The sequence below is a fragment of the Brevundimonas vesicularis genome (genome assembly GCF_027886425.1).
Classification (GTDB): domain Bacteria; phylum Pseudomonadota; class Alphaproteobacteria; order Caulobacterales; family Caulobacteraceae; genus Brevundimonas; species Brevundimonas vesicularis_C.
Genome location: NZ_CP115671.1, coordinates 522,456 through 540,710 on the forward strand (window position 1 = coordinate 522,456; position 18,255 = coordinate 540,710).

At 62.7% G+C, this 18,255-nt stretch carries 17 protein-coding genes; 7 read left to right on the plus strand and 10 right to left on the minus strand.

Annotation, left to right across the window (positions count from 1 at the left end; genetic code table 11):
- Positions 1-14: 14 nt before the first annotated feature.
- From PFY01_RS02485 to PFY01_RS15605, 3 genes are all read left to right on the plus strand, one after another.
- Positions 15-1,676: a hypothetical protein gene (locus PFY01_RS02485; RefSeq protein ID WP_271042284.1), complete on the plus strand. Its 1,662-nt coding sequence runs from the start codon at positions 15-17 to the stop codon at positions 1,674-1,676.
- On the plus strand, positions 1,673-2,599 hold the full coding sequence (locus tag PFY01_RS02490; protein WP_271042285.1) for a glycosyltransferase family 4 protein: 927 nt from the start codon (positions 1,673-1,675) through the stop codon (positions 2,597-2,599). The genes PFY01_RS02485 and PFY01_RS02490 overlap by 4 nt, the downstream gene beginning before the upstream one ends.
- A gap of 341 nt (positions 2,600-2,940) precedes the next feature.
- On the plus strand, positions 2,941-3,372 hold the full coding sequence (locus tag PFY01_RS15605) for a CatB-related O-acetyltransferase (RefSeq protein ID WP_271043016.1): 432 nt from the start codon (positions 2,941-2,943) through the stop codon (positions 3,370-3,372).
- Between the two features lie 43 nt (positions 3,373-3,415).
- Here PFY01_RS15605 and PFY01_RS02500 read toward each other — a convergent pair whose 3' ends face one another.
- The 3 genes from PFY01_RS02500 to kdsA all read right to left on the minus strand — a co-directional run bounded on the left by PFY01_RS02500 (position 3,416) and on the right by kdsA (position 7,807).
- Entirely contained in the window at positions 3,416-5,458 is a 2,043-nt protein-coding gene (locus tag PFY01_RS02500) for a hypothetical protein (RefSeq protein WP_271042286.1), read from the minus strand.
- A 131-nt stretch (positions 5,459-5,589) separates the two neighbouring features.
- The gene (locus PFY01_RS02505; protein ID WP_271042287.1) at positions 5,590-6,909 is read right to left on the minus strand and encodes a glycosyltransferase family 4 protein; all 1,320 of its coding nucleotides are present in this window, start codon (positions 6,907-6,909) and stop codon (positions 5,590-5,592) included.
- A gap of 19 nt (positions 6,910-6,928) precedes the next feature.
- Positions 6,929-7,807, minus strand: coding sequence for a 3-deoxy-8-phosphooctulonate synthase (gene kdsA, locus PFY01_RS02510; RefSeq protein WP_271042288.1), 879 nt, complete (start codon positions 7,805-7,807; stop codon positions 6,929-6,931).
- Between the two features lie 114 nt (positions 7,808-7,921).
- Between kdsA and argB the strand changes: the two genes are divergently transcribed.
- Genes argB through dapD form a run of 3 tightly spaced genes read left to right on the plus strand, consistent with a single transcriptional unit; the run spans position 7,922 to position 10,388 of the window.
- A complete protein-coding gene (gene argB, locus PFY01_RS02515) occupies positions 7,922-8,851 on the plus strand; it encodes an acetylglutamate kinase (protein ID WP_017506718.1) in 930 nt (309 codons plus the stop codon).
- Entirely contained in the window at positions 8,848-9,522 is a 675-nt protein-coding gene (locus PFY01_RS02520) for a pyrimidine 5'-nucleotidase (RefSeq protein WP_271042289.1), read from the plus strand. The genes argB and PFY01_RS02520 overlap by 4 nt, the downstream gene beginning before the upstream one ends.
- Positions 9,519-10,388, plus strand: coding sequence for a 2,3,4,5-tetrahydropyridine-2,6-dicarboxylate N-succinyltransferase (gene dapD / locus PFY01_RS02525; RefSeq protein ID WP_271042290.1), 870 nt, complete (start codon positions 9,519-9,521; stop codon positions 10,386-10,388). The genes PFY01_RS02520 and dapD overlap by 4 nt, the downstream gene beginning before the upstream one ends.
- On the opposite strand, the gene PFY01_RS02530 is transcribed toward dapD, so the two are convergent.
- From PFY01_RS02530 to PFY01_RS02560, 7 genes are all read right to left on the minus strand, one after another.
- Entirely contained in the window at positions 10,389-11,693 is a 1,305-nt protein-coding gene (locus PFY01_RS02530; RefSeq protein ID WP_271042291.1) for a sensor histidine kinase, read from the minus strand.
- A gap of 186 nt (positions 11,694-11,879) precedes the next feature.
- Entirely contained in the window at positions 11,880-12,380 is a 501-nt protein-coding gene (locus PFY01_RS02535) for a ferritin-like domain-containing protein (RefSeq protein WP_055807212.1), read from the minus strand.
- Positions 12,381-12,479: 99 nt separating this feature from the next.
- A complete protein-coding gene (gene thrS / locus PFY01_RS02540) occupies positions 12,480-14,408 on the minus strand; it encodes a threonine--tRNA ligase (protein WP_271042292.1) in 1,929 nt (642 codons plus the stop codon).
- 3 nt (positions 14,409-14,411) lie between these two features.
- The gene (gene yidD, locus PFY01_RS02545) at positions 14,412-14,642 is read right to left on the minus strand and encodes a membrane protein insertion efficiency factor YidD (protein ID WP_039243812.1); all 231 of its coding nucleotides are present in this window, start codon (positions 14,640-14,642) and stop codon (positions 14,412-14,414) included.
- 79 nt (positions 14,643-14,721) lie between these two features.
- Positions 14,722-15,177: an iron-sulfur cluster assembly scaffold protein gene (locus PFY01_RS02550; RefSeq protein WP_271043017.1), complete on the minus strand. Its 456-nt coding sequence runs from the start codon at positions 15,175-15,177 to the stop codon at positions 14,722-14,724.
- 58 nt (positions 15,178-15,235) lie between these two features.
- Positions 15,236-15,895 (minus strand): HAD-IA family hydrolase, encoded by a 660-nt coding sequence (locus tag PFY01_RS02555; protein ID WP_271042293.1) that lies wholly within the window; start codon positions 15,893-15,895, stop codon positions 15,236-15,238.
- 42 nt (positions 15,896-15,937) lie between these two features.
- Positions 15,938-16,774, minus strand: coding sequence for a tetratricopeptide repeat protein (locus tag PFY01_RS02560; protein WP_271042294.1), 837 nt, complete (start codon positions 16,772-16,774; stop codon positions 15,938-15,940).
- A gap of 86 nt (positions 16,775-16,860) precedes the next feature.
- Between PFY01_RS02560 and PFY01_RS02565 the strand changes: the two genes are divergently transcribed.
- Entirely contained in the window at positions 16,861-18,243 is a 1,383-nt protein-coding gene (locus PFY01_RS02565; protein WP_271042295.1) for a leucyl aminopeptidase family protein, read from the plus strand.
- Positions 18,244-18,255: the final 12 nt, after the last annotated feature.

The following is an 18,255-nucleotide window of genomic DNA, read 5'->3' on the forward strand; positions in this document are numbered from 1 at the left end:
ACAGAGAGAGCACAATGAAGATTCTATCAGGATACATCCGAAGCATTCGGGAGCTTCGCAAGACTAGATTACGTCTCGGTAAGTTGGAGGGGGTGGTTGGTGCGCTCTCGAGTTCTGCGCCAGTGGCGTCGTCTGCAGTCGTGACCGTTCGAGAGGTCGTACGTGAAATAGACAAGAAAAATGTACTAAACTATCCAAAATCAAAAGTCTTACTCTGTGATGATCAGCACATCAATCAGAAGAATTTCCCTTCACTATACAAGATTCTCTCGCACAAAAACGTGGATGTACACGTAGGCGTTGAAAAGAACTCGCGGGAGCATGCTTACATCGACGCCGCTGGAGATTACGAGGAGTTTTGCGTACAAAATCCGGTATACTTGCACCTAATAAAATCTCTGCAAAAAGAAAGCCTGTGGCAGTTTAGGTATAAGAATATAGATATTGTCGATGTCTCTTTAGATGAGACAGTATCAAGATCCATCACATGTAGAATATGGGATGACTATATAGGACAGAAAGATCGGCGGGCCATATTCGATCATTTGTGGGTCCATGACCGAGACTTGCTGCATAAGAATTGCGCTGCAGCAACTTTTTGGGCGGACTATTGGTCAAAACTAGATGGCATAAATACATATGATGCAGCGATAATATTTTCTGGCGCCAGCATATATGCGAGAACGCTTTTGGAACTTACGCGATACACTATGGCGAAAACGTTCGTCATAGAGTCGTTTATGACTGGGTTTGACTATTTCATGGAGGAAAGAAGCTCGCCTCTGCCCAATGCATCTCGAATTTCCTCAGAGAACTATTTCAGACTTAGACAAAAGCATTTTATTGACGAAGATCATCTAGAGCGTAGTAAAATTCGTGCCCTAAATAAGGTAAGAACTTCGAAAAATAAGAACGTTTCTCAGCCGAAAAAAATTGCCCTCAACGCTGATCTTAGGAGTGATAATATCGTACTGGTTCTTGGCCAGGTTGTGAACGATTATTCGCTCATAAGCGGGTGCGGAAATGTTCTTGTCTCGTTAAACGAGTATAGGAGTCTTGTTGAGGGGTTGTTAGTGGGTGATCCCACAATGCATGTTGTATTCAAGGCGCATCCGTGGGAGCGAAAAAAATCAAGTCTCCGTCAGCCTTATACATTAAACAGATTAGAAGAGTGGAAATCCTCGCTTCCTGAGGATATTGGAAGCCGCTTGTTTTTGGTGGAGGAAGTCAATCTCCAATCATTGTTATCCGTATCGAAGTATGTGGTTACACTCTGTTCACAATCTGCAATTGAGGCAGCCGTCGAGGGGTTTAAGCCGGTCGTAATTGGAGGGGCGTTTTATGACGGTCACAAGTTCACATCCAACTTCGCCAATGGGGCAGACGCTGCGGTTGCGTTGTCGTCTCACGCTATACGCGGCACACTTTCGATAGACGAATGGGGGAGCTTCCTGAACTTTCTGGCAGTTCTTGTAGAAGGTCATCTGCTAAACAACGATGACAGCGGTGCGAAGAAGGTTGGGGAATTGCTTACGAGGTACAAGCCACAAAAAGTGGCCAAGTCTCACCAGTCGGAAATGAATTTGGGCCCAACTTGGGATGATGCTGTCAGCTTTGGCGCTGAGTGCCGCGTACCCATCTGTAACTCATTCGAAAATAACCAAGGCGACCAATGATTATCAACTTTGTTATCAGCAAGGATCACTCGAGCAGGATATTTTGCGATATATTCCAGAGGTTTATAGACGCCCCCGGAATACACGTTCTCATCAGCGAGAAACTTGTTGCTGGGTGTGATATCTATCATTACCATCGACCTCAGCTTGAGAGAGATCTTCCAAGCCAAAGCGTGGTGACTGTTCATCATGATCTTGACGATCCCGACCCATTTGTGTCGTTCAACAGATTTCTTCCCGCTTACAGAGCTGCGCATACTATCGTATGCTTGAATAGCCTCCAAAAAAAATGGCTGAGCACCAACGGTCTGGATAACACGGTTGTTATACCGCATGGCTATGACGCCGATCTGCTCTACAAGAAGAGCATCTCTCCTTATTCAGATGGAAAGAAAGTCACGATCGGCATTGCTTCGAAACGATACGACCGAAGGTTTAAGGGGGAAGTCTACATATATGATTTACTGGATGTGCTTTCGCCTGAGCGCGTAAAATTTCTTTTGGTTGGAGAAGGTAGGTCTGAAGACGCATTCTATATGCGATCACTGGGGTTCGATGTTGAATGTTTCGAGCAAGTTCCCTACAAAGTATTCAACTCGTTCTACCATTCTATAGATGTCCTTTTGATGTCGAGCACATTCGAGGGGGGGCCGGCAAATCTACCTGAGGCTGTTGCTACCGGAACGCCGGTCTTTGCTACTCCGGTTGGTATGGTCCCCGACATGATCGTGGATGGTGTTAATGGGTTGGTCCTATCTGGCAGGGTGGCCGATGACTCTAGGCGGATAATGGATTTCATAAATAATAATAATGGATTGTATGATCGCCTCTGCAACGGTGCAGCGGTTGCTAACTCGGCACCGACGTGGGGCGAGGTGGTGCAGAAGCACATCGAACTGTATATGAGCATCAAGGAAGGGTGACGTCCGTTGAGTTGTTCACATGTTGACTTGTTGGTGGCTGGTTATCTTCTATGACTGGTCTTGTTAAGTTTGGCGGTACGCCTGAAGAAGCAGCCAGTTGCGGCGTTGAGATGGAGGTTTCGCCGGCTTCGCTAGTACGTGTCGGTAATAAATATGAAGGTCCATGCTCAATAAAAACTTCTGTAAGGGATATCTTTGAATTCGGAGCCTTTAGTTATATAAATGGGCGCGGACGTTTTTCATACGTGCGAGTGGGGCGTTATTGTTCGATTGCGGAAGGTGTCGCAATCGGTTACCCGGAGCATCCAGTAGACTGGCTTGGCACTACATCGTTGCAGTATATGCGGCCGGGGTGGGCGAGTGTGGCAGGTGCATGGAGAGTAGAATCGCATTCGCCTGTGAAAGAAACAATCATTGGCAATGATGTGTGGATAGGCGCTGGTGCATATATAAAATCAGGTGTTAGCATCGGAGATGGCGCGATTATCGGTGCACGAGCAGTTGTCACTCGAGACGTGCCCCCCTTTTCCATCATGGTGGGCAACCCGGGAAAGATTATAAGGCATAGACTGGACGAAATGCTAGGACGCGAGGTGCAAGCGTCGCAGTGGTGGGACTTCTCTCCGCAGCAGCTTGACGGGTGCCCATTCAATCGCCCGAAAGATGCACTCGAGTTTGTCGGGCGTCTTCGCGCAAATGGGGAACTCGCTTACAGAGGTGGTTATGTAAAGATTCTCCCAAGCGGTGCTGCGTTTACTCCAAACGGTACGTAGTTGCTCAGCCTGTCGTGTGCCAACGCGCCAGTGCGAATTGGTCTTAATCGATCACGTTCATCTGAATTCCGTAGAATAAGAGTGGCTGGCCGCCGGAAATGCGAAATTCGTAGCGAGCGTCGGCCTTCGCCGTGAAGACCAGGGACGGCGCCGCGATTGTCGTGCGGGCGACTACGACCAGCTGATCGTCCAAATGCTCCAGAACGTCCAGCGCGATGCGGGGCGGCTTGAACAGGGCCTGCACTCGGCCCGAGAGCGAGGCCGGTCGTATGCGCCACGTTGCGCGCCAGGTTCCGGGCGGAACCGTCGCATGGGGGCCGAAGACAGCGGGGGCGCCGGGGGAAATGTCGACAAGGGCTCCTTGCGCGGTTACGGCCGTCGGCGTTCTGTAGGTAAAGGCCCGCGGCGGCAGAACCCAGGGCATGAAGCTCGCTCGGCCGTGGGGCGCCGCCAGCGCCCGACCCGGCGGCCCGATCGACACCACCCAAGTCGACCCGTGATCGACTGACGTCCATCGGTCGCCCTCAAGGCCTAGGATCTGCGCGGTGCGCAGTGGATCGCAGCGGTTGCAGAGACGCTCAAGATCTTCGCGGGTCAGGCGTTGAACAGCGTCCGGCGGACAGGCGTTCGCGCTCGGCAGAGTCAAGCACAGCGTCGCCGTGGGGCCCGCCCGCGCTACAGCGCGTGTCAGAGCGGTCTGGGGGTCAATGCATTCCTCCAGCTTCAGGTCATCGTGAAACACGTCGGTCGATCCGAGGTCGGGCCTCGGACGCGGCGCCAGTCGTCCTGTCTCGGCGATGGGCCCGCCGAAGGGATGCGTCGCCAAAGCGTCTGGCGCGACATGGCGAAACAGAGTGCTGCGGTGGACCTTCGTCATGGCCGCCAATGCCTGCGCAAGGGTTCTGTCCGGGGCAAGCGCGGCGGTCAGCGCCCGAGCGGCCTTGCCCAGCGCCTGCACGTTCGATCCATACCAGGGCAGCCGGGGTCTGCGTCGGCGGGAGTGCGCCTCGGCGATCAATCGCGCCAAGCCGTCGGCGTCGCCCTCCGCCGTCAGCCCGTTGTCCAGCATCAGCGCCACAAAGGCCGAAACGTTGGCTGCGTCGGGCGGTGCGGGGCGGGACGCTAGCCAATCCGTCACATCGCCCGGCGCGGCGAGGTCCTGGGTAAGGCCGCGGCCTGAATAGACGGGACGTCCCAGAAGCGCGACCGGCAGCCCGGCGAGCAGGGCCTCCAGACCGACGTTGGATGAGAAGGCCATCACCGCTGCGCTGACCGCGAAGACATCGTGGATGTCCGCGTCCGTGCGAAGGAAGCGATCGGCGGGCGCATCGAAACCGGCCAGGACATCTTCCTTCGCCAGCGGGTGCGGCTTGTAGACGATGCGCCAGTCCGCGGGCACGGCGCTTAACGCATTTCTGTAAATGTCGGCCAGACTGTCGTGATCGCCCAGGCCGACGACGGCGTTGGCGTCCGTGGCGATCTGACCGACGAGAAACAGAACGGGCCTTGGGTCCGAGGAGATCCAGCGTTTTAGGCCTTGGCGTAGCGCCGGGTTGTCCATCTGCGGATACTTCGACACTCGGCCCGTCCGCCAGTGATCGATGAACGCCTCGATGTCCGGTCTGCGAACCGACGTCAGAGGCAGGGCGTCCAGCCGGGCCTCCCCCCGGAAAAAATGGGGGCCGCATGGATCCACGTAGTGGAAGCCCGGGAAAAAGGCGCTCTCCCAGAACAGGAGCTTGCGGTTGGTCGCGGTCGTCATCTCCGCCAACAGGCGTGAGACGACTTCAGCGCCATGGGGAATCAGCACGATGTTGGCACGGCGCTCGTTCAGGAATTGCGCAGCCGCATGAGCCACGCCTCGAAGATGCTGGTTCCAGATCGATTCCGGCAGCACGAGGTCCGGCGTCGCCGGCTGGCTGGCGAACAGGTGGGCCGAGAGGTCGGCAAGGTCCAGATCGAAGCCGTAGAGCTGCCTGAAGGCAAACGCGGACAAGCGCGGCGCCGAACCTATGTCGCGCGCGAGCAATGGCGGCTGCCCTTCGCTTTCGTCGAAGCCGTCAGGCCAGTAGGGTGCGACGACCACATCGAAGCCCGCCTTTGCTGCAGTCATCGACAGGCGGTTGGCGTTGGCGGCTGATTCAGCGCCCGGAACCCGGAAGATGACGACGCGCTGGACGTTCGTGGTCATGCCTGCTCCGCTGCCCCTTTGCGATGTCAGAGTGTGACGCCGACCTTGCCATAAAGCGTCTGCAGCCGCGCCTGATAGGCGTCAGCCGTGAATCGTCCTGCCTGGATCAGGCCTTTTTGCACCATCGCCTCGCGCAGGTCTTGATCCTGATCCAGGCTTCGGATGCCCTTCGTGATCGCCTGGGCATCATAGGGATCGACGATGACCGCCGCGTCCCCCGCGACCTCGGGAAGCGAACCGCCCGTCGAGGTCAGCACTGCTGTGGATAAGGCCATCGACTCCAGAACCGGCAGGCCGAAGCCTTCGTACAGCGAGGGAAACAGCGTCGCCTTCGCTCCCCGGATGAGGCTGATCAGCATCGAGAACGGCATGTATTCGTATTGACGGATACGTTCGGCGCTGGGGCCGCCATCGCGCTTTACCTGGTTGAGGAGAGCGGTTTCCCCTTCATCCAGCCAGGCCTTGCCCCCGATCAGAACCAAGGGCGTCTTGGACCCGGACGCGAGATAGGCTTCGACGATGCGCCCGAGGTTCTTCTTCGGTTCGATGGCCCCGAAGTGGAGGAAATAATCCTTCCAGCCGAGGCTGAAGACGCCCTCGAGCTCGGTCGTGACGTCTTCTTGGCCTCTGGCCAGCAGGGCGGCCGGGAGAGTGACGGCCTGGTAAGTATTGGTCACGCGGTCTTCGGGCACGCCCAAGATACGGATGACGTCCTGTCGGGTCGTTTCGGAGACGACGGCGAGATGGTCCGCCCGCTTAACGACTTCACGGCACAGCGCCATGAAGGTGTCCTTGTTGTCCAGCGTCGTATGTGGCAGCCGAAGCGGAATAAGATCGTGCAGGGTGTAGATGTTCGGTATGCCCTTGGCGTGCAAGGGGAGCGGCGCGGTCCAGTGCATGACGCTCGGGGCCGGCGCCTGATCCGAATGCTCGAAGCTCAGCGGCGTGGTCTTGCCGTAGGCGCTCATGGATCTGTTCGCCAGGCTGAACAGATCTTGCGCGGCCCAGAAACGATCTGCGGCGGGTTTGCCGCCAGAGCGGCTTGGCCAGATAACTTCGTCGGAAGGGAGGATGGAATGCGCCGTTCGTCCAAATCGCGTCATCAGCGTCCCTTTGAGCCGCTTCGCCTTGGCTTTACGCGAGAGCTTCTGCGGCGGGCGCTCCGCGTCAATTAGCGCTGTCTCATTGAGGATATTGTTCGCGGACCTCGCGGCGACCGGTCCGTAGAGAACCTGGGTTTCAAGGCCGATGTCGCGCGCATTGACGAGCAGATTTCTGCCGTAGGTGGCGATGCCCGTTCCACGGCTTAAAGCGAGATTGAAGCCGTCGATGCATATGGAGCTCATATCATTCGACCTAGAGGATTTAGGCGGCCTGCGCTACCGGCGCCTTGGCCCCGATCTTGATGGCGAGGTCGTCGAAGGCGATCAGTTCGGCGGCCAGAGCTTCGAACTGGCTTAGCGGCACCATGTTCGGACCGTCCGACGGCGCATTATCCGGGTCCTGATGGGTTTCCATGAAGACCGCATCGACGCCCACAGCCACCGCAGCGCGCCCCAGCACCGGCACGAACTCGCGCTGACCACCCGACGATGCGCCCTGCCCGCCCGGCTGCTGAACGCTGTGGGTCGCATCAAACACGACGGGGCAGCCAATTTCGCGCAGCACCGGAAGCGCCCGCATATCGCTGACCAGAGTGTTGTAGCCGAAGCTGGCGCCGCGTTCGCAGGCCATGACGTTCGGATTGCCGGCGCCGACGACCTTGGCGATGACGTTCTTCATGTCCCAAGGAGCCAGGAACTGACCCTTCTTGATGTTGATCGCCTTGCCGGTGGCAGCGGCGGCCAGCAGCAGGTCGGTCTGGCGGCTGAGGAAGGCCGGGATTTGCAGTACATCGACGACCTCGCCGACCGCACCACACTGAACCTCGGAGTGGACGTCCGTCAGGGTTGGCAGGCCGGTCACCTCGCGAATCTCGGCGAAGATCGGCATGGCGTCTTTCAGACCGATGCCCCGCGCGGCGCTGGCGCTGGTCCGGTTCGCCTTGTCGAAACTGGTTTTGTAGATGATGCCGACGTTCAACCGCTCGCCGATCTCCTTCAGGGCATGGGCCGTCTCCAGCGCGTGCTGGCGGCTCTCCATCTGGCAAGGACCGGCGATGAAAGCGATTCTTGCGCCGCCACCGATGACGACAGGCGTCCGAAGACCTTCGGACAACGTAATGACAGCGTTGGGAGTTTTCATGGTGGCGGCCTAACATGGGCGGTGACTGTGTGGCCATAGTGCAGGTGTGACGGAATGCCGGGCGTGCGCTTCCCGCGTGACACCGCCCCCATCCCCCGCTATCTCGCGCGCGTGATGAACGAAACAGAACGCCAGTCGGAAGAACGCAGCTGGGAGACGGCGAAGACGCTCGCCGAGGCCTTGCCGTATATCCAGGTCTATGACCGCGAGACTGTGGTCATCAAATACGGCGGTCACGCCATGGGCGAGAGCGCCGTGGCACGGCAGTTTGCGGCCGATGTGGTGCTGCTGAAGCTAATGGGCGTGAACCCGGTGGTGGTGCATGGCGGCGGGCCGCAGATCAGCGCTATGCTGGACAAGGCGGGGGTGAAGTCCAGCTTCGTCGACGGGCTGCGGGTCACCGATCCGGCGACGATGGAAGTCGCCGAAATGGTGCTGTCGGGCGCGGTCAACAAAGAGATCGCGCACTGGATCACCATGGCCGGCAAGGAGGCGGACGTGCGTGGCGTCGGTCTGTCGGGCAAGGACGCCGGTTTGCTGACCGTCGAGAAAACGCGCCGGACGAAGCGCGATCCCGACAGCATGATCGAGCACGAGGTCGACCTGGGCTATGTCGGCGAGCCGACGAAGGTGGATCCCAAACTGATCGCGGGCCTGATCGCGTCCGAGACCGAAGACTGGGTGCCGGTCATCGCGCCGATCGGCGTGGCCGAAGACGGGCAAACCTACAACGTCAACGCCGACACGGTGGCGGGCGCCGTCGCGGGTTCGCTGAACGCCAAGCGGATGCTGTTGCTGACCGACGTGCCGGGGGTCAAGGGCGCAGATGGCGACATCATCCGTCAGATGACGCTGGACGAGGCGCAAAACCTGATCGACACCGGCGTGGCCACCGGCGGCATGATCCCCAAGCTGGAGACCGCCATGGCCGCCGTTCGCGCGGGCGTCGAGGCGGTGGTCATTCTGGATGGGCGTCGGCCGCACGCCATGCTGGTCGAGTTGTTCACAGAGTTCGGCGCCGGCACCCTGGTGAAGGCGTCTTGATCGACCCCCATTCCACATCCCTTGGGCATATGCGCGCCTGGGTGTTCGACATGGACGACACCCTGTATCCGCGCGAGCAGGGTCTGATGCGGCTGGTCCAGGCGCGCATCAACGCCTTCGTGGTCGAAGCGGTCGGGCTGGAGCCCGAGGCCGCAGCCGCGATGCAGCGCCAGTTTCTGGACGAGCACGGCACGACCCTGGCCGGACTGATGGCCAACTACGCGGTCGATACCGAGCGGTTTTTGCGCGAGGTGCACGACGTGCCGCTGGACGGGGTCGAGCCCAATCCGCGTCTGGCCGAGCGGCTGAAGGCTCTGCCCGGTCGTTGCTATGTCTTCACCAACGGCGCGCGTGAATACGCCCATCGTGTTTTGGAGCGGATCGGCGTCGCCGACTGTTTCGAAGGCGTCTTCGCCATCGAGGATGGGGATCTGACGCCCAAGCCCAATCCCGCGACCTTCCGCCGGATGCTGGAGCAGTTCGGCATCGATCCGCACCGATCCGCCTTCTTCGAGGACACGCCCAAAAACCTTGAGCCGGCCAAGGCGCTGGGCATGGCCACGGTCCTGATCGGCGACGGCCATGGCAAGCCGATCGGGCCGCATATCGACCATGTGGCCCCGGACCTTGTCGACTTCCTTTCCGATCTGAGCTTCAAGGACGCCGCATGACCGATCTGTCGCATCTCGAATCCGTCGTCGAGGCCGCCTGGGAACAGCGCGCCGAGGTGTCCGCCGCCACGCATGGCGAGGTTCGCGACGCCGTTGAAACCGCCCTGGCCCTGCTGGATTCCGGGCAGGCGCGCGTCGCCTCGCGCGGCGCGGATGGCGTCTGGACCACGCATCAGTGGCTGAAGAGAGCGGTGCTGCTGTCCTTCCGTCTGAACGACAACCAGATCATGCGGGCGGGCGCGCCATCCGTCATGCCGCTGTCGGTGGATCATCCCGTCGCCGTTGGTCCCTTCTGGGACAAGGTGCCCAACAAGTTCGGCGACTGGACCGCGTCGGATTATCAGTCGGCCGGCTTCCGCTCGGTGCCCGGCGCAATCGTCCGTCACGGCGCGCATATCGCCAAGAACGTGGTGCTGATGCCGTCGTTCGTGAACATCGGCGCCTTCGTCGACGAGGGCTCGATGGTCGATGCCTGGGCCACGGTCGGCTCCTGCGCCCAGATCGGCAAGAATGTGCACCTGTCGGGCGGCGCGGGCATCGGCGGCGTGCTGGAGCCGCTGCAGGCCAATCCGACCATCATCGAGGACGGCTGCTTCATCGGCGCTCGCGCCGAGGTCGCCGAGGGCGTGATCGTGCGCGAGGGCGCGGTCCTGGCAATGGGCGTCTATCTGTCGGGCTCGACCAAGATTGTGGACCGGGCGACCGGCGAAGTGTTCCGGGGCGAGGTGCCGGCCTATTCGGTGGTCGTGCCGGGATCGCTGCCGGATCCCAATGGCGGGCCGTCGCTGTACTGCGCCGTGATCGTCAAGCGTGTGGACGCACAGACACGGGCCAAGACCGGCGTCAACGAACTGCTGCGCGACTGATTAGGCGGCGACGCGAACAGCCTCGATCTGAGGCGTGTCGAAGGTCGCGTGCAGGGTGAAGGTCGATCCCTTGCCGTGGGTCGACGTCACCGTGATCTCGCCGTCCATCAGGGCGGCTAGACGCTGGCAGATGCTGAGGCCAAGGCCGGTGCCGCCGAACTTGCGGGTGGACGACCCGTCCACCTGAGAGAAGGGCTGGAACAGGCGCGTCAGATCGTCGGCGGCGATACCAATGCCGGAATCGACCACACCAAGTCGCAAGGTCGTGCGGCCGTCGCCTGCCGGCTCGCTGTCGATAATCAGGCGAACCTCGCCCTGAGGCGTGAACTTGATGGCGTTGGCCAGCAGATTATGCGTCACCTGCGCCAGGCGCAGCGGGTCCATTCTGAGAAGCGGCGGCAGCGGGCCCCGGATGTCGGTCGTGAAGGTCAGGCCGCGCGCTTCGGCCTGGGCCTTGAATGGGCCCGTCAGCCGGGCGGCGAGGGTCTCGGCTTCGACATCGACGAAGTCCAGTTCCATCTTGCCGGACTCGATCTTGGTGATGTCGAGGATGTCGTTCAGCAGCACCATAAGCCCTTCGCCGGAGTCGCGGATGACCCCCACGAATTCTTTCTGGCGGTCGCTGAGCTCGGACATCTGCAACAGTTGCGCGGCCCCCAGAACCCCGTTCATCGGCGTGCGAAGCTCATGCGAGATGACGCCCAGGAAGTTGGATTTGGCGGCGCTGGCGGCGTTGGCCGTGTCACGGGCGGTTTCCAACTCGGCGATCAGTTCGGCCTGGCGGCGGTTGACGGCTTCCAGATCGCTGTCCTTCATCTGGGTGATGGCCACCTTGATCAACAAGGCCAGCGCCAGAACCGGGATCATGCTGAGCACCACCCAAAAGCCCGGCGTGCCCCACAGTTTCGCGAACAGCAGCACCACAACCACCGAATAGGGCGCCGACACGATCAGGGCCTCACGGGGCGCGGCGCGCATCTGGGTGAAGACCAGCACATAGCCGGCCATGAGAAGGGCGACGCCCAGCGGCACGCCATAGGCGCCGCCGTAGATGAATGCGAGCAGCGGCGCCGCTGACCAGGCGATGCAGGAAATGGTGGCGGCCATCAGCTTGATCCGGCTGTGAAGCCCCTGATCCCGCAATACCAGCACACGTTCGGCGAACGTCCGAAGCAGACCTGACGCGGTCGCGGCTGCAAACCACAACACTGCGGTCGCCCAATCGGTGACGGTCAACAAAGCGACCGCCCAACTGGCGATGATCAGATACCGCATATGACCGTTGGCAATCAGATGCTGCAGCACTGAGCGATCTTGGCCTGGCGTGTGGTTCGTCATCGTCGGATCTCGGGGTTCGATGACGCATCGTCGCCCAAATCCGACTAAGAGACTATGAACGCTAAGCTTTATGCGTGAAGTGTCCGGCGTCGGACATAGCGCGGAATGAGCGGAAAGGCAGGAAGCGGTCGTCAGCCGCCTCCCATCCCTGTATCAGGCGGCCGTCTTCATGGCGTCCGCATTGACAGCCGCGTCGGCGATGCCGGTCAGGTCTTCGTCCGTCTGGGCTTCCTCCTGAAGCGTCTCGTCCAGAAGGGCGGCGGCGTCCTTCAAACCCAACACCAGCGCCCAGCGTTTCAGTGTGCCGTAGCGGGTGATCTCATAGTGTTCGACCGCCTGGGCGGCGGCCAGCAGGCCGGCGTCCAAAGCCGGGGTGTCCTTGTATTCTTCCATGATCTCGTCGCCTTCGGCGAGGATGCCCTCAATGGCGTCGCAGGTCTTGCCACGCGCGGGCTTGCCGATCAGCTCGAAGACCTGTTGCAGGCGTTCAATCTGGCCTTCGGTCTGACCCTTATGCTTCTCGAAGGCGGCCTTCAGCTCTGGCGACTGAGCCGCACGGGCCATCTTGGGCAGGGATTTCAGGATTTTGCGCTCAGCGTAATAGATGTCTTTGAGCGTGTCGTGGAACAGGGTGTCCAGGGTCTTGTCGGCCATGGTGAGGTCTCGCATCTGTGATGGAGCGCAGGCGCGCGCCCCATCACAAGCGATCCATCCCGTTAGTGTTCCTATGCGCGAATTCGCGCGCGCAGCGGATCAGCCCGCGCGCTTCAGATCCGGCGGGGTCGCTTCGTCGGTCAGGATGCGAATGGCCTCCTCGACCGTGACCAAGGTCTGGGCTTGGGAGCCGAGGCGGCGGATGGCGACCATGCCGTCTTCGGCTTCCTTCCTGCCAACCACGGCGATGACCGGGACCTTGCCGACCGAGTGTTCACGCACCTTGTAGCCGACCTTTTCGTTGCGCAGATCGATCTCGGTGCGCAGGCCGGCGGCCTTGAACTTGGCCATCACATCGCGGGCGTAATCGTCGGCGTCCGAGGTGATGGTGGCCACGACAGCCTGGGTCGGGGCCAGCCACAGCGGGAAGGCGCCGGCGTAGTTCTCGATCATGATGCCGATGAAGCGCTCGAACGAACCCAGGATCGCCCGATGCAGCATGACCGGGCGGTGCTTCTGGCCGTCCTCGGCGATGTAGGTGGCGTTCAGACGTTCGGGCAAGACGTAGTCCAGCTGGATCGTGCCGCAGGTCCATTCGCGGCCGATGGCGTCCTTGACGATGAAGTCCAGCTTGGGCGCATAGAAGGCGCCGTCGGCTTCGGTGACGACCGGCTCGGTGCCTGCAGCGCGGGCGGCCTCGGCCATCAGGGTCTCGGCCTTGTCCCAGAACTCGTCGGTGCCGGCGCGATTCTCAGGCCGGGTGCCCAGGCTGATGTAGGCGGTCTCCATGCCCAGGTCGGCGTGGACGCTGCGGGCCAGTTTGATGAACTCGGCCGTCTCCTCGACGATTTGGTCCTCGCGGCAGAAGATGTGGGCGTCGTCCTGGGTGAAGCCGCGCACGCGCATCAGGCCGTGCAGCGATCCGGACGGCTCATAGCGGTGGCAGGCGCCGAACTCGGCCATGCGCAGCGGCAGTTCGCGGTACGACCGCTGGCCCTGGTCGAATATCTGGACGTGGCCCGGGCAGTTCATCGGCTTCAGGCTCAGTTCCTCGCCCTCGACCGTCTCGCAGACGAACATATTGGGGCGATACTTGTCCCAGTGGCCGCTCTGCTCCCAGAATTTGCGGTCCAGGACCTGGGGCGTCTTGACCTCGACATAGCCGGCGGCGTCCAGGCGGCGGCGCATATAGGCCTCGAGCACGCGCCACAGGACCCAGCCCTTCGGGTGCCAGAAGACCATGCCCCGGCCCTCTTCCTGCATATGGAAGAGCTCCATCGCCTTGCCGACCTTGCGGTGGTCGCGCTTCTCGGCCTCTTCCAGACGCTGCAGATGGGCGTCCAAGTCTTCCTTGGTGGCCCAGGCGGTGCCGTAGATGCGTTGCAGCTGCTCGCGCTTGGAGTCGCCCCGCCAATAGGCGCCGGCCAGCTTGGTCAGTTTGAACGCCTTGCCGACGTGGCGCGTCGAGGGGAAGTGCGGGCCCCGGCACAGGTCGATCCAGTCGCCCTGTTTGTACAGAGTGATGGTCTCGGTCCCCGGCAGGTCGCGGATCAGCTCGGCCTTGAACTTCTCGCCGCGCGCCTCGAAGAATTGGATGGCGTCATCCCGCTCCCAGACCTCGCGCTCAAACTTGGCGTCGCGATCCACGATCCGGCCCATCTCCTTTTCGATGGCGGCGAAATCGTCTGTCGAGAAGGGCTCTTCGCGGTAGAAGTCATAGTAGAAGCCGTCCTCGATCGCCGGGCCGATCGTGACCTGGGTGCCGGGGAACAGGGTTTGTACCGCCTCGGCCAGGACGTGGGCCGTGTCGTGGCGGATCGTATAGAGGGCGGCGGGGTCGTCGCGCATGATCAGGCGAAAGTCGCCGCCCGTCTCCAGCACCCGGCCCATGTCGCGTTGCTCGCCATTCAGTTCGGCCAACACGGCCTTCTTGGCCAGCGAAGGCGAGATCGAGGTCGCGACGTCGCGCGCCGTCGAACCGGCCGGGTATTGGCGCACCGCGCCGTCGGGGAATTTCAGGTCGATCATGTGTCAGTCTTTAACTGGCGGGACCGGGTCGTATCCCGATCCCCCGAAGGGATGGCATTTACAGAGCCTGCGCACGGTGAGCCATCCCCCCTTTACCGGTCCGTGCTGGATCAGGGCGTCGCGCCCGTAATCCGAACAGGTCGGCAGGAACCGGCACTGCTGGCCGATCAGGGGAGACAGCGTCAGCTTGTAGCCCCGATGGGCCGCGCGCACGCCGCGTTCATAGAGAGACATCACGTCCCTTCGCCGGGGGCTTGAGAGGTTCGCCGCGCTTATCCCCTGTCATCGCAGGGGGATCAACCGGTCGTGCCTGTCAGGCCGCGCCGGCGAGACGCGTTCGGGCGGCGAGGGCATTGTTCACCGCATCCAGCGTCGCTTCGATGGAGACCAAGGTGGAGGCGTGCCGGGCGGGGTAGTCGGCGACCTGTTTGAGCAGGCGCAGATCCTCGAACCGGCCGACGGGGCCGTCGCCGCCGGATTTCAGCATGGCGATCATGGCGTCGCGGGCGTCGCTGAGATCATCGACCGACGCGCCGATCACAGATTGACCCAGAACCCCGGCCGCGGCCTGGCCGAGGGCGCAGGCTTTTACGTCCTGGGCGAAGGCGGCGATGCGGCCCTGGTCGTCCAGCGTCACATCGACCGTCGCGCGCGACCCGCACAGTTTCGCCACCCGTTCCCCGATGCCCTGAGGAGTTGGCAGACGCCCCGTATGCGGCAGGTTCGCCGCCAGCGACAGGATGCGCGCGCTGTAAAGGTCGTCGATCATGGAGCGAAGATAGGCGCTCAATCCTCCTCCGTGAAGCGCGGCGTAATGTGGGGAGGATTCAAAGCGTCAGGACGAGACGCTCATCGGATCGGACTTCCAAGGTCGCATCTGCATAGTCCGCCAGAGTGGGATGATCCGTCTCCAGCGGATGGGTCCAGGCGGCGGTGACGACCAGCACGTCGGCGCCGGCCGCTTCGCCCGCCTTTATGCCGGCCTCGGCGTCCTCGAACACCAGGCAGTCGCCGATGTCGAAGCCCAGGGTCGCGGCGGCCTTCAGATAGCCGGCCGGGTCGGGCTTGCCGCTTTCGACGTCCTCGGCGGTGATCATCACGGCGGGCGGGGTGACGCCTGCGGCCTCAAGACGGGCGCGCGCCAGGGGGACCGAGGCGGAGGTGACCACGGCCCAGCGGTCGGGCGGCAGGCGTTTGACGAAGTCGACGGCGCCGGGGATGGGGGCGACGCCGTCCACGTCCTCGATCTCGCCGCGCTCGACCCAAGCCACCTCGGCGTCCAGGTCGATATCGGGCAGGTTCTGGCGACGAATGGTGTCGATCGCGCGCACGCCGTGGATCGTGGGGATGAAGGCGGCGGCATCCAGCCCGTGGCGCGCGGCCCAGCGGGTCCAGACACGCTCGGCGGCCAGGGTCGAGGTGATCAGGGTGCCGTCCATGTCGAACAGGAAGGCCTGATAGGCGCGAGACGCGGGTGGGGCGGTCATGGCCTCATCCACCATGCGGGCGGTCAGACCGCAACGGGCGGATCAGCCGCCTTGCAGCGAATTCCAGGTGCGGGCGGTGTCGGTCGCGGGCGACGGACTCGCCGCGCCGCCGCCGGACGTCGTCGCGCCGCCCGTGCTGCGCGAACGCAGCCATTGCAGGTTCTGCTCGGCCTGTTCGGGCGGCAGTTCGCGGCGCAGGATCTGTTCGGCCTCGCCCATCTTGCCCTGAAGGCCCAGCACCATGGCCAGGTTCTGACGCACCTTGGCCGAGGCGGTCGGCTGGGCCACGGCGCGACGCAGCAGGGTCTCGGCGCCCGGCGCATCGCCATGCGTCAGGGCGGCCGTGGCGGCGTTAGTCAGGACATCGGGGTTGTCGGGCGACAGGGCCAGGGCCTGGTTCCAGGCGGCGCGGGCGTCGTCGGTGCGACGCACCTGTTCATAGGCCACGCCCAGAAGGGAGTAGGCTCGCCAATCGCGCGGCGCCAAGTCGCGCGCCTGTTCCAGCGGCGCGACGCCATAGAAGGCCTGGCCGCGCGCGATGTGCGCGCGACCCAGCTCCAGCAGGGCGTCCAGATTGTTGGGCTGGAGCGTCAATGTCGCCTGCGCGGCCTCGGCCGCCTGATCGTAGCGGCCCAGCTCACGCAGGGCCTGGGCCAGTTTCACGCCCGCCACGGCGTCGGTCGGATCGGCCTGCTGCTCCGAGGCCCAGAAGACCGAGCGCGACAGGGCGTCCATCCGGTCATAGGTGGCGCGCACCGCAGCGGACGACGGCGCGCGGGCCTGGGCCGCGGTCGCCGCCGTCGGATCAGCGGCCAGCGCCGGAGTGCCGGACAGTGCGATCAGGGCGACGGTTGCGAGAAGGGCGGGCATGCGCAACATGGGTCAGGTCCAGACGGTCCTAGAGGTCTCGCCCCTAGAATCGCCGGTTCGCGTCAACCGATGGTTAACTTCGTTTCGAGGGCCTCATGTCTGTCTCGCATCCCCTGCTGGTGTCCGCCCAAGACGGCGACGGCGCCGTCCCGATCCGCTTCGTTCAGGCGGGCGGCGTGTTGGAGGGCGCGACCCGCCGCTGGGGCGCCTTGCACGGGTTCGAAGGCAAGCCGGGCCAGCTGTTGGTCGTGCCGGACGCGGACGGCGAGATCGGCCAGGTGGTCGTCGGCGCGGCCTCGGCCTTCGATCCGATGGCGGCGCGGGGACTGTCGGCGCGGCTGCCGGGCGGCCTGTATCGGCTTGAGGTCGCCGCGCAGGACGCGGAACTGGCGACCCTGGCCTTCCTGCTGGGGGCCTATGTCTTCGACCGCTATAAGGCCCGGCCGGACCGGACGCCCGTGCGGCTGGTCGCGCCGGACGGTGTGGACGTCGCCGAAATCTCGCGCATCACCGCCGCCTGCGCCCTGGCGCGCGAAATGGTCGATACGCCCGCCGCCGACATGGGGCCGTTGCAGATCGAAACCATCGCCCGCGAGATCGCAGAGAGCGCCGGCGCCGAGATCACCGTCACGACCGGCGACGCCCTGCTGGAAGACAACTATCCGGCCGTCCACGCGGTGGGGCGCGCCGCCGCCCCGCACCGGGCGCCGCGCCTGATCGAGATCGGCTGGAAGCTGGACCGGACCGACCTGCCGCTGGTCGCCCTGGTCGGCAAGGGGGTGGTGTTCGACACCGGCGGTCTGGACCTGAAGCCCGCCGCCGGCATGCGCAACATGAAGAAGGATATGGGCGGCTCGGCCCATGCGCTGGCCTTGGGACGTCTGGTGATGCAGGCCGACCTGCCGGTGCGGTTGGTGGTCATCGTCGCGGCCGTCGAGAACGCCGTGTCGGCCGACGCCTTCCGGCCCGGCGACATCCTGAACAGTCGCAAGGGTCTGACCATCGAGATCGGCAATACCGACGCCGAAGGCCGGCTGATCCTGGCCGACGCTCTGACACGGGCGGGCGAGCACCAACCCGACCTGACGCTGGACTTCGCCACCCTGACCGGCGCCGCGCGGATCGCGCTGGGGCCGGAGCTGCCGCCACTTTATACTGATGACGAAGCCCTGGCGGCCGGGCTGCTGGCCTCAGCGGGTCAGGTGCGCGATCCCCTGTGGCGAATGCCGCTGTGGCCCGGCTATCGCGGCGCGCTGGACGCCGAGATCGCGGATCTCCGGAACGATCCGGCCGGCTGGGCCCAGGCCGGATCGGTGACGGCCGCCCTGTTCCTGCAGAAGTTCGCCCCGACCACGGGGGCCTGGGCGCACATGGACATCTTCGCCTGGAACCCCCGCGCCCGCCCCGGCTATCCGGAAGGCGGCGAGGCCCAGGCGCTGAGAGCCTGCTTCCAATATCTCAGAACGCGGTTCTGTTGATTTTCTTTCGCA

Excerpts from the sequence above, each read along its gene's own strand:
- PFY01_RS02485 (WP_271042284.1), top strand. The coding sequence starts at position 15 with ATGAAGATTCTATCAGGATACATCCGAAGCATTCGGGAGCTTCGCAAG.
- PFY01_RS02490 (WP_271042285.1), top strand. The coding sequence starts at position 1,673 with ATGATTATCAACTTTGTTATCAGCAAGGATCACTCGAGCAGGATATTT.
- PFY01_RS15605 (WP_271043016.1), top strand. The coding sequence starts at position 2,941 with ATGCGGCCGGGGTGGGCGAGTGTGGCAGGTGCATGGAGAGTAGAATCG.
- PFY01_RS02505 (WP_271042287.1), bottom strand. The coding sequence starts at position 6,909 with ATGAGCTCCATATGCATCGACGGCTTCAATCTCGCTTTAAGCCGTGGA.
- kdsA (WP_271042288.1), bottom strand. The coding sequence starts at position 7,807 with ATGAAAACTCCCAACGCTGTCATTACGTTGTCCGAAGGTCTTCGGACG.
- argB (WP_017506718.1), top strand. The coding sequence starts at position 7,922 with ATGAACGAAACAGAACGCCAGTCGGAAGAACGCAGCTGGGAGACGGCG.
- dapD (WP_271042290.1), top strand. The coding sequence starts at position 9,519 with ATGACCGATCTGTCGCATCTCGAATCCGTCGTCGAGGCCGCCTGGGAA.
- PFY01_RS02535 (WP_055807212.1), bottom strand. The coding sequence starts at position 12,380 with ATGGCCGACAAGACCCTGGACACCCTGTTCCACGACACGCTCAAAGAC.
- thrS (WP_271042292.1), bottom strand. The coding sequence starts at position 14,408 with ATGATCGACCTGAAATTCCCCGACGGCGCGGTGCGCCAATACCCGGCC.
- yidD (WP_039243812.1), bottom strand. The coding sequence starts at position 14,642 with ATGTCTCTCTATGAACGCGGCGTGCGCGCGGCCCATCGGGGCTACAAG.
- PFY01_RS02550 (WP_271043017.1), bottom strand. The coding sequence starts at position 15,177 with ATGATCGACGACCTTTACAGCGCGCGCATCCTGTCGCTGGCGGCGAAC.
- PFY01_RS02555 (WP_271042293.1), bottom strand. The coding sequence starts at position 15,895 with ATGACCGCCCCACCCGCGTCTCGCGCCTATCAGGCCTTCCTGTTCGAC.
- PFY01_RS02560 (WP_271042294.1), bottom strand. The coding sequence starts at position 16,774 with ATGTTGCGCATGCCCGCCCTTCTCGCAACCGTCGCCCTGATCGCACTG.
- PFY01_RS02565 (WP_271042295.1), top strand. The coding sequence starts at position 16,861 with ATGTCTGTCTCGCATCCCCTGCTGGTGTCCGCCCAAGACGGCGACGGC.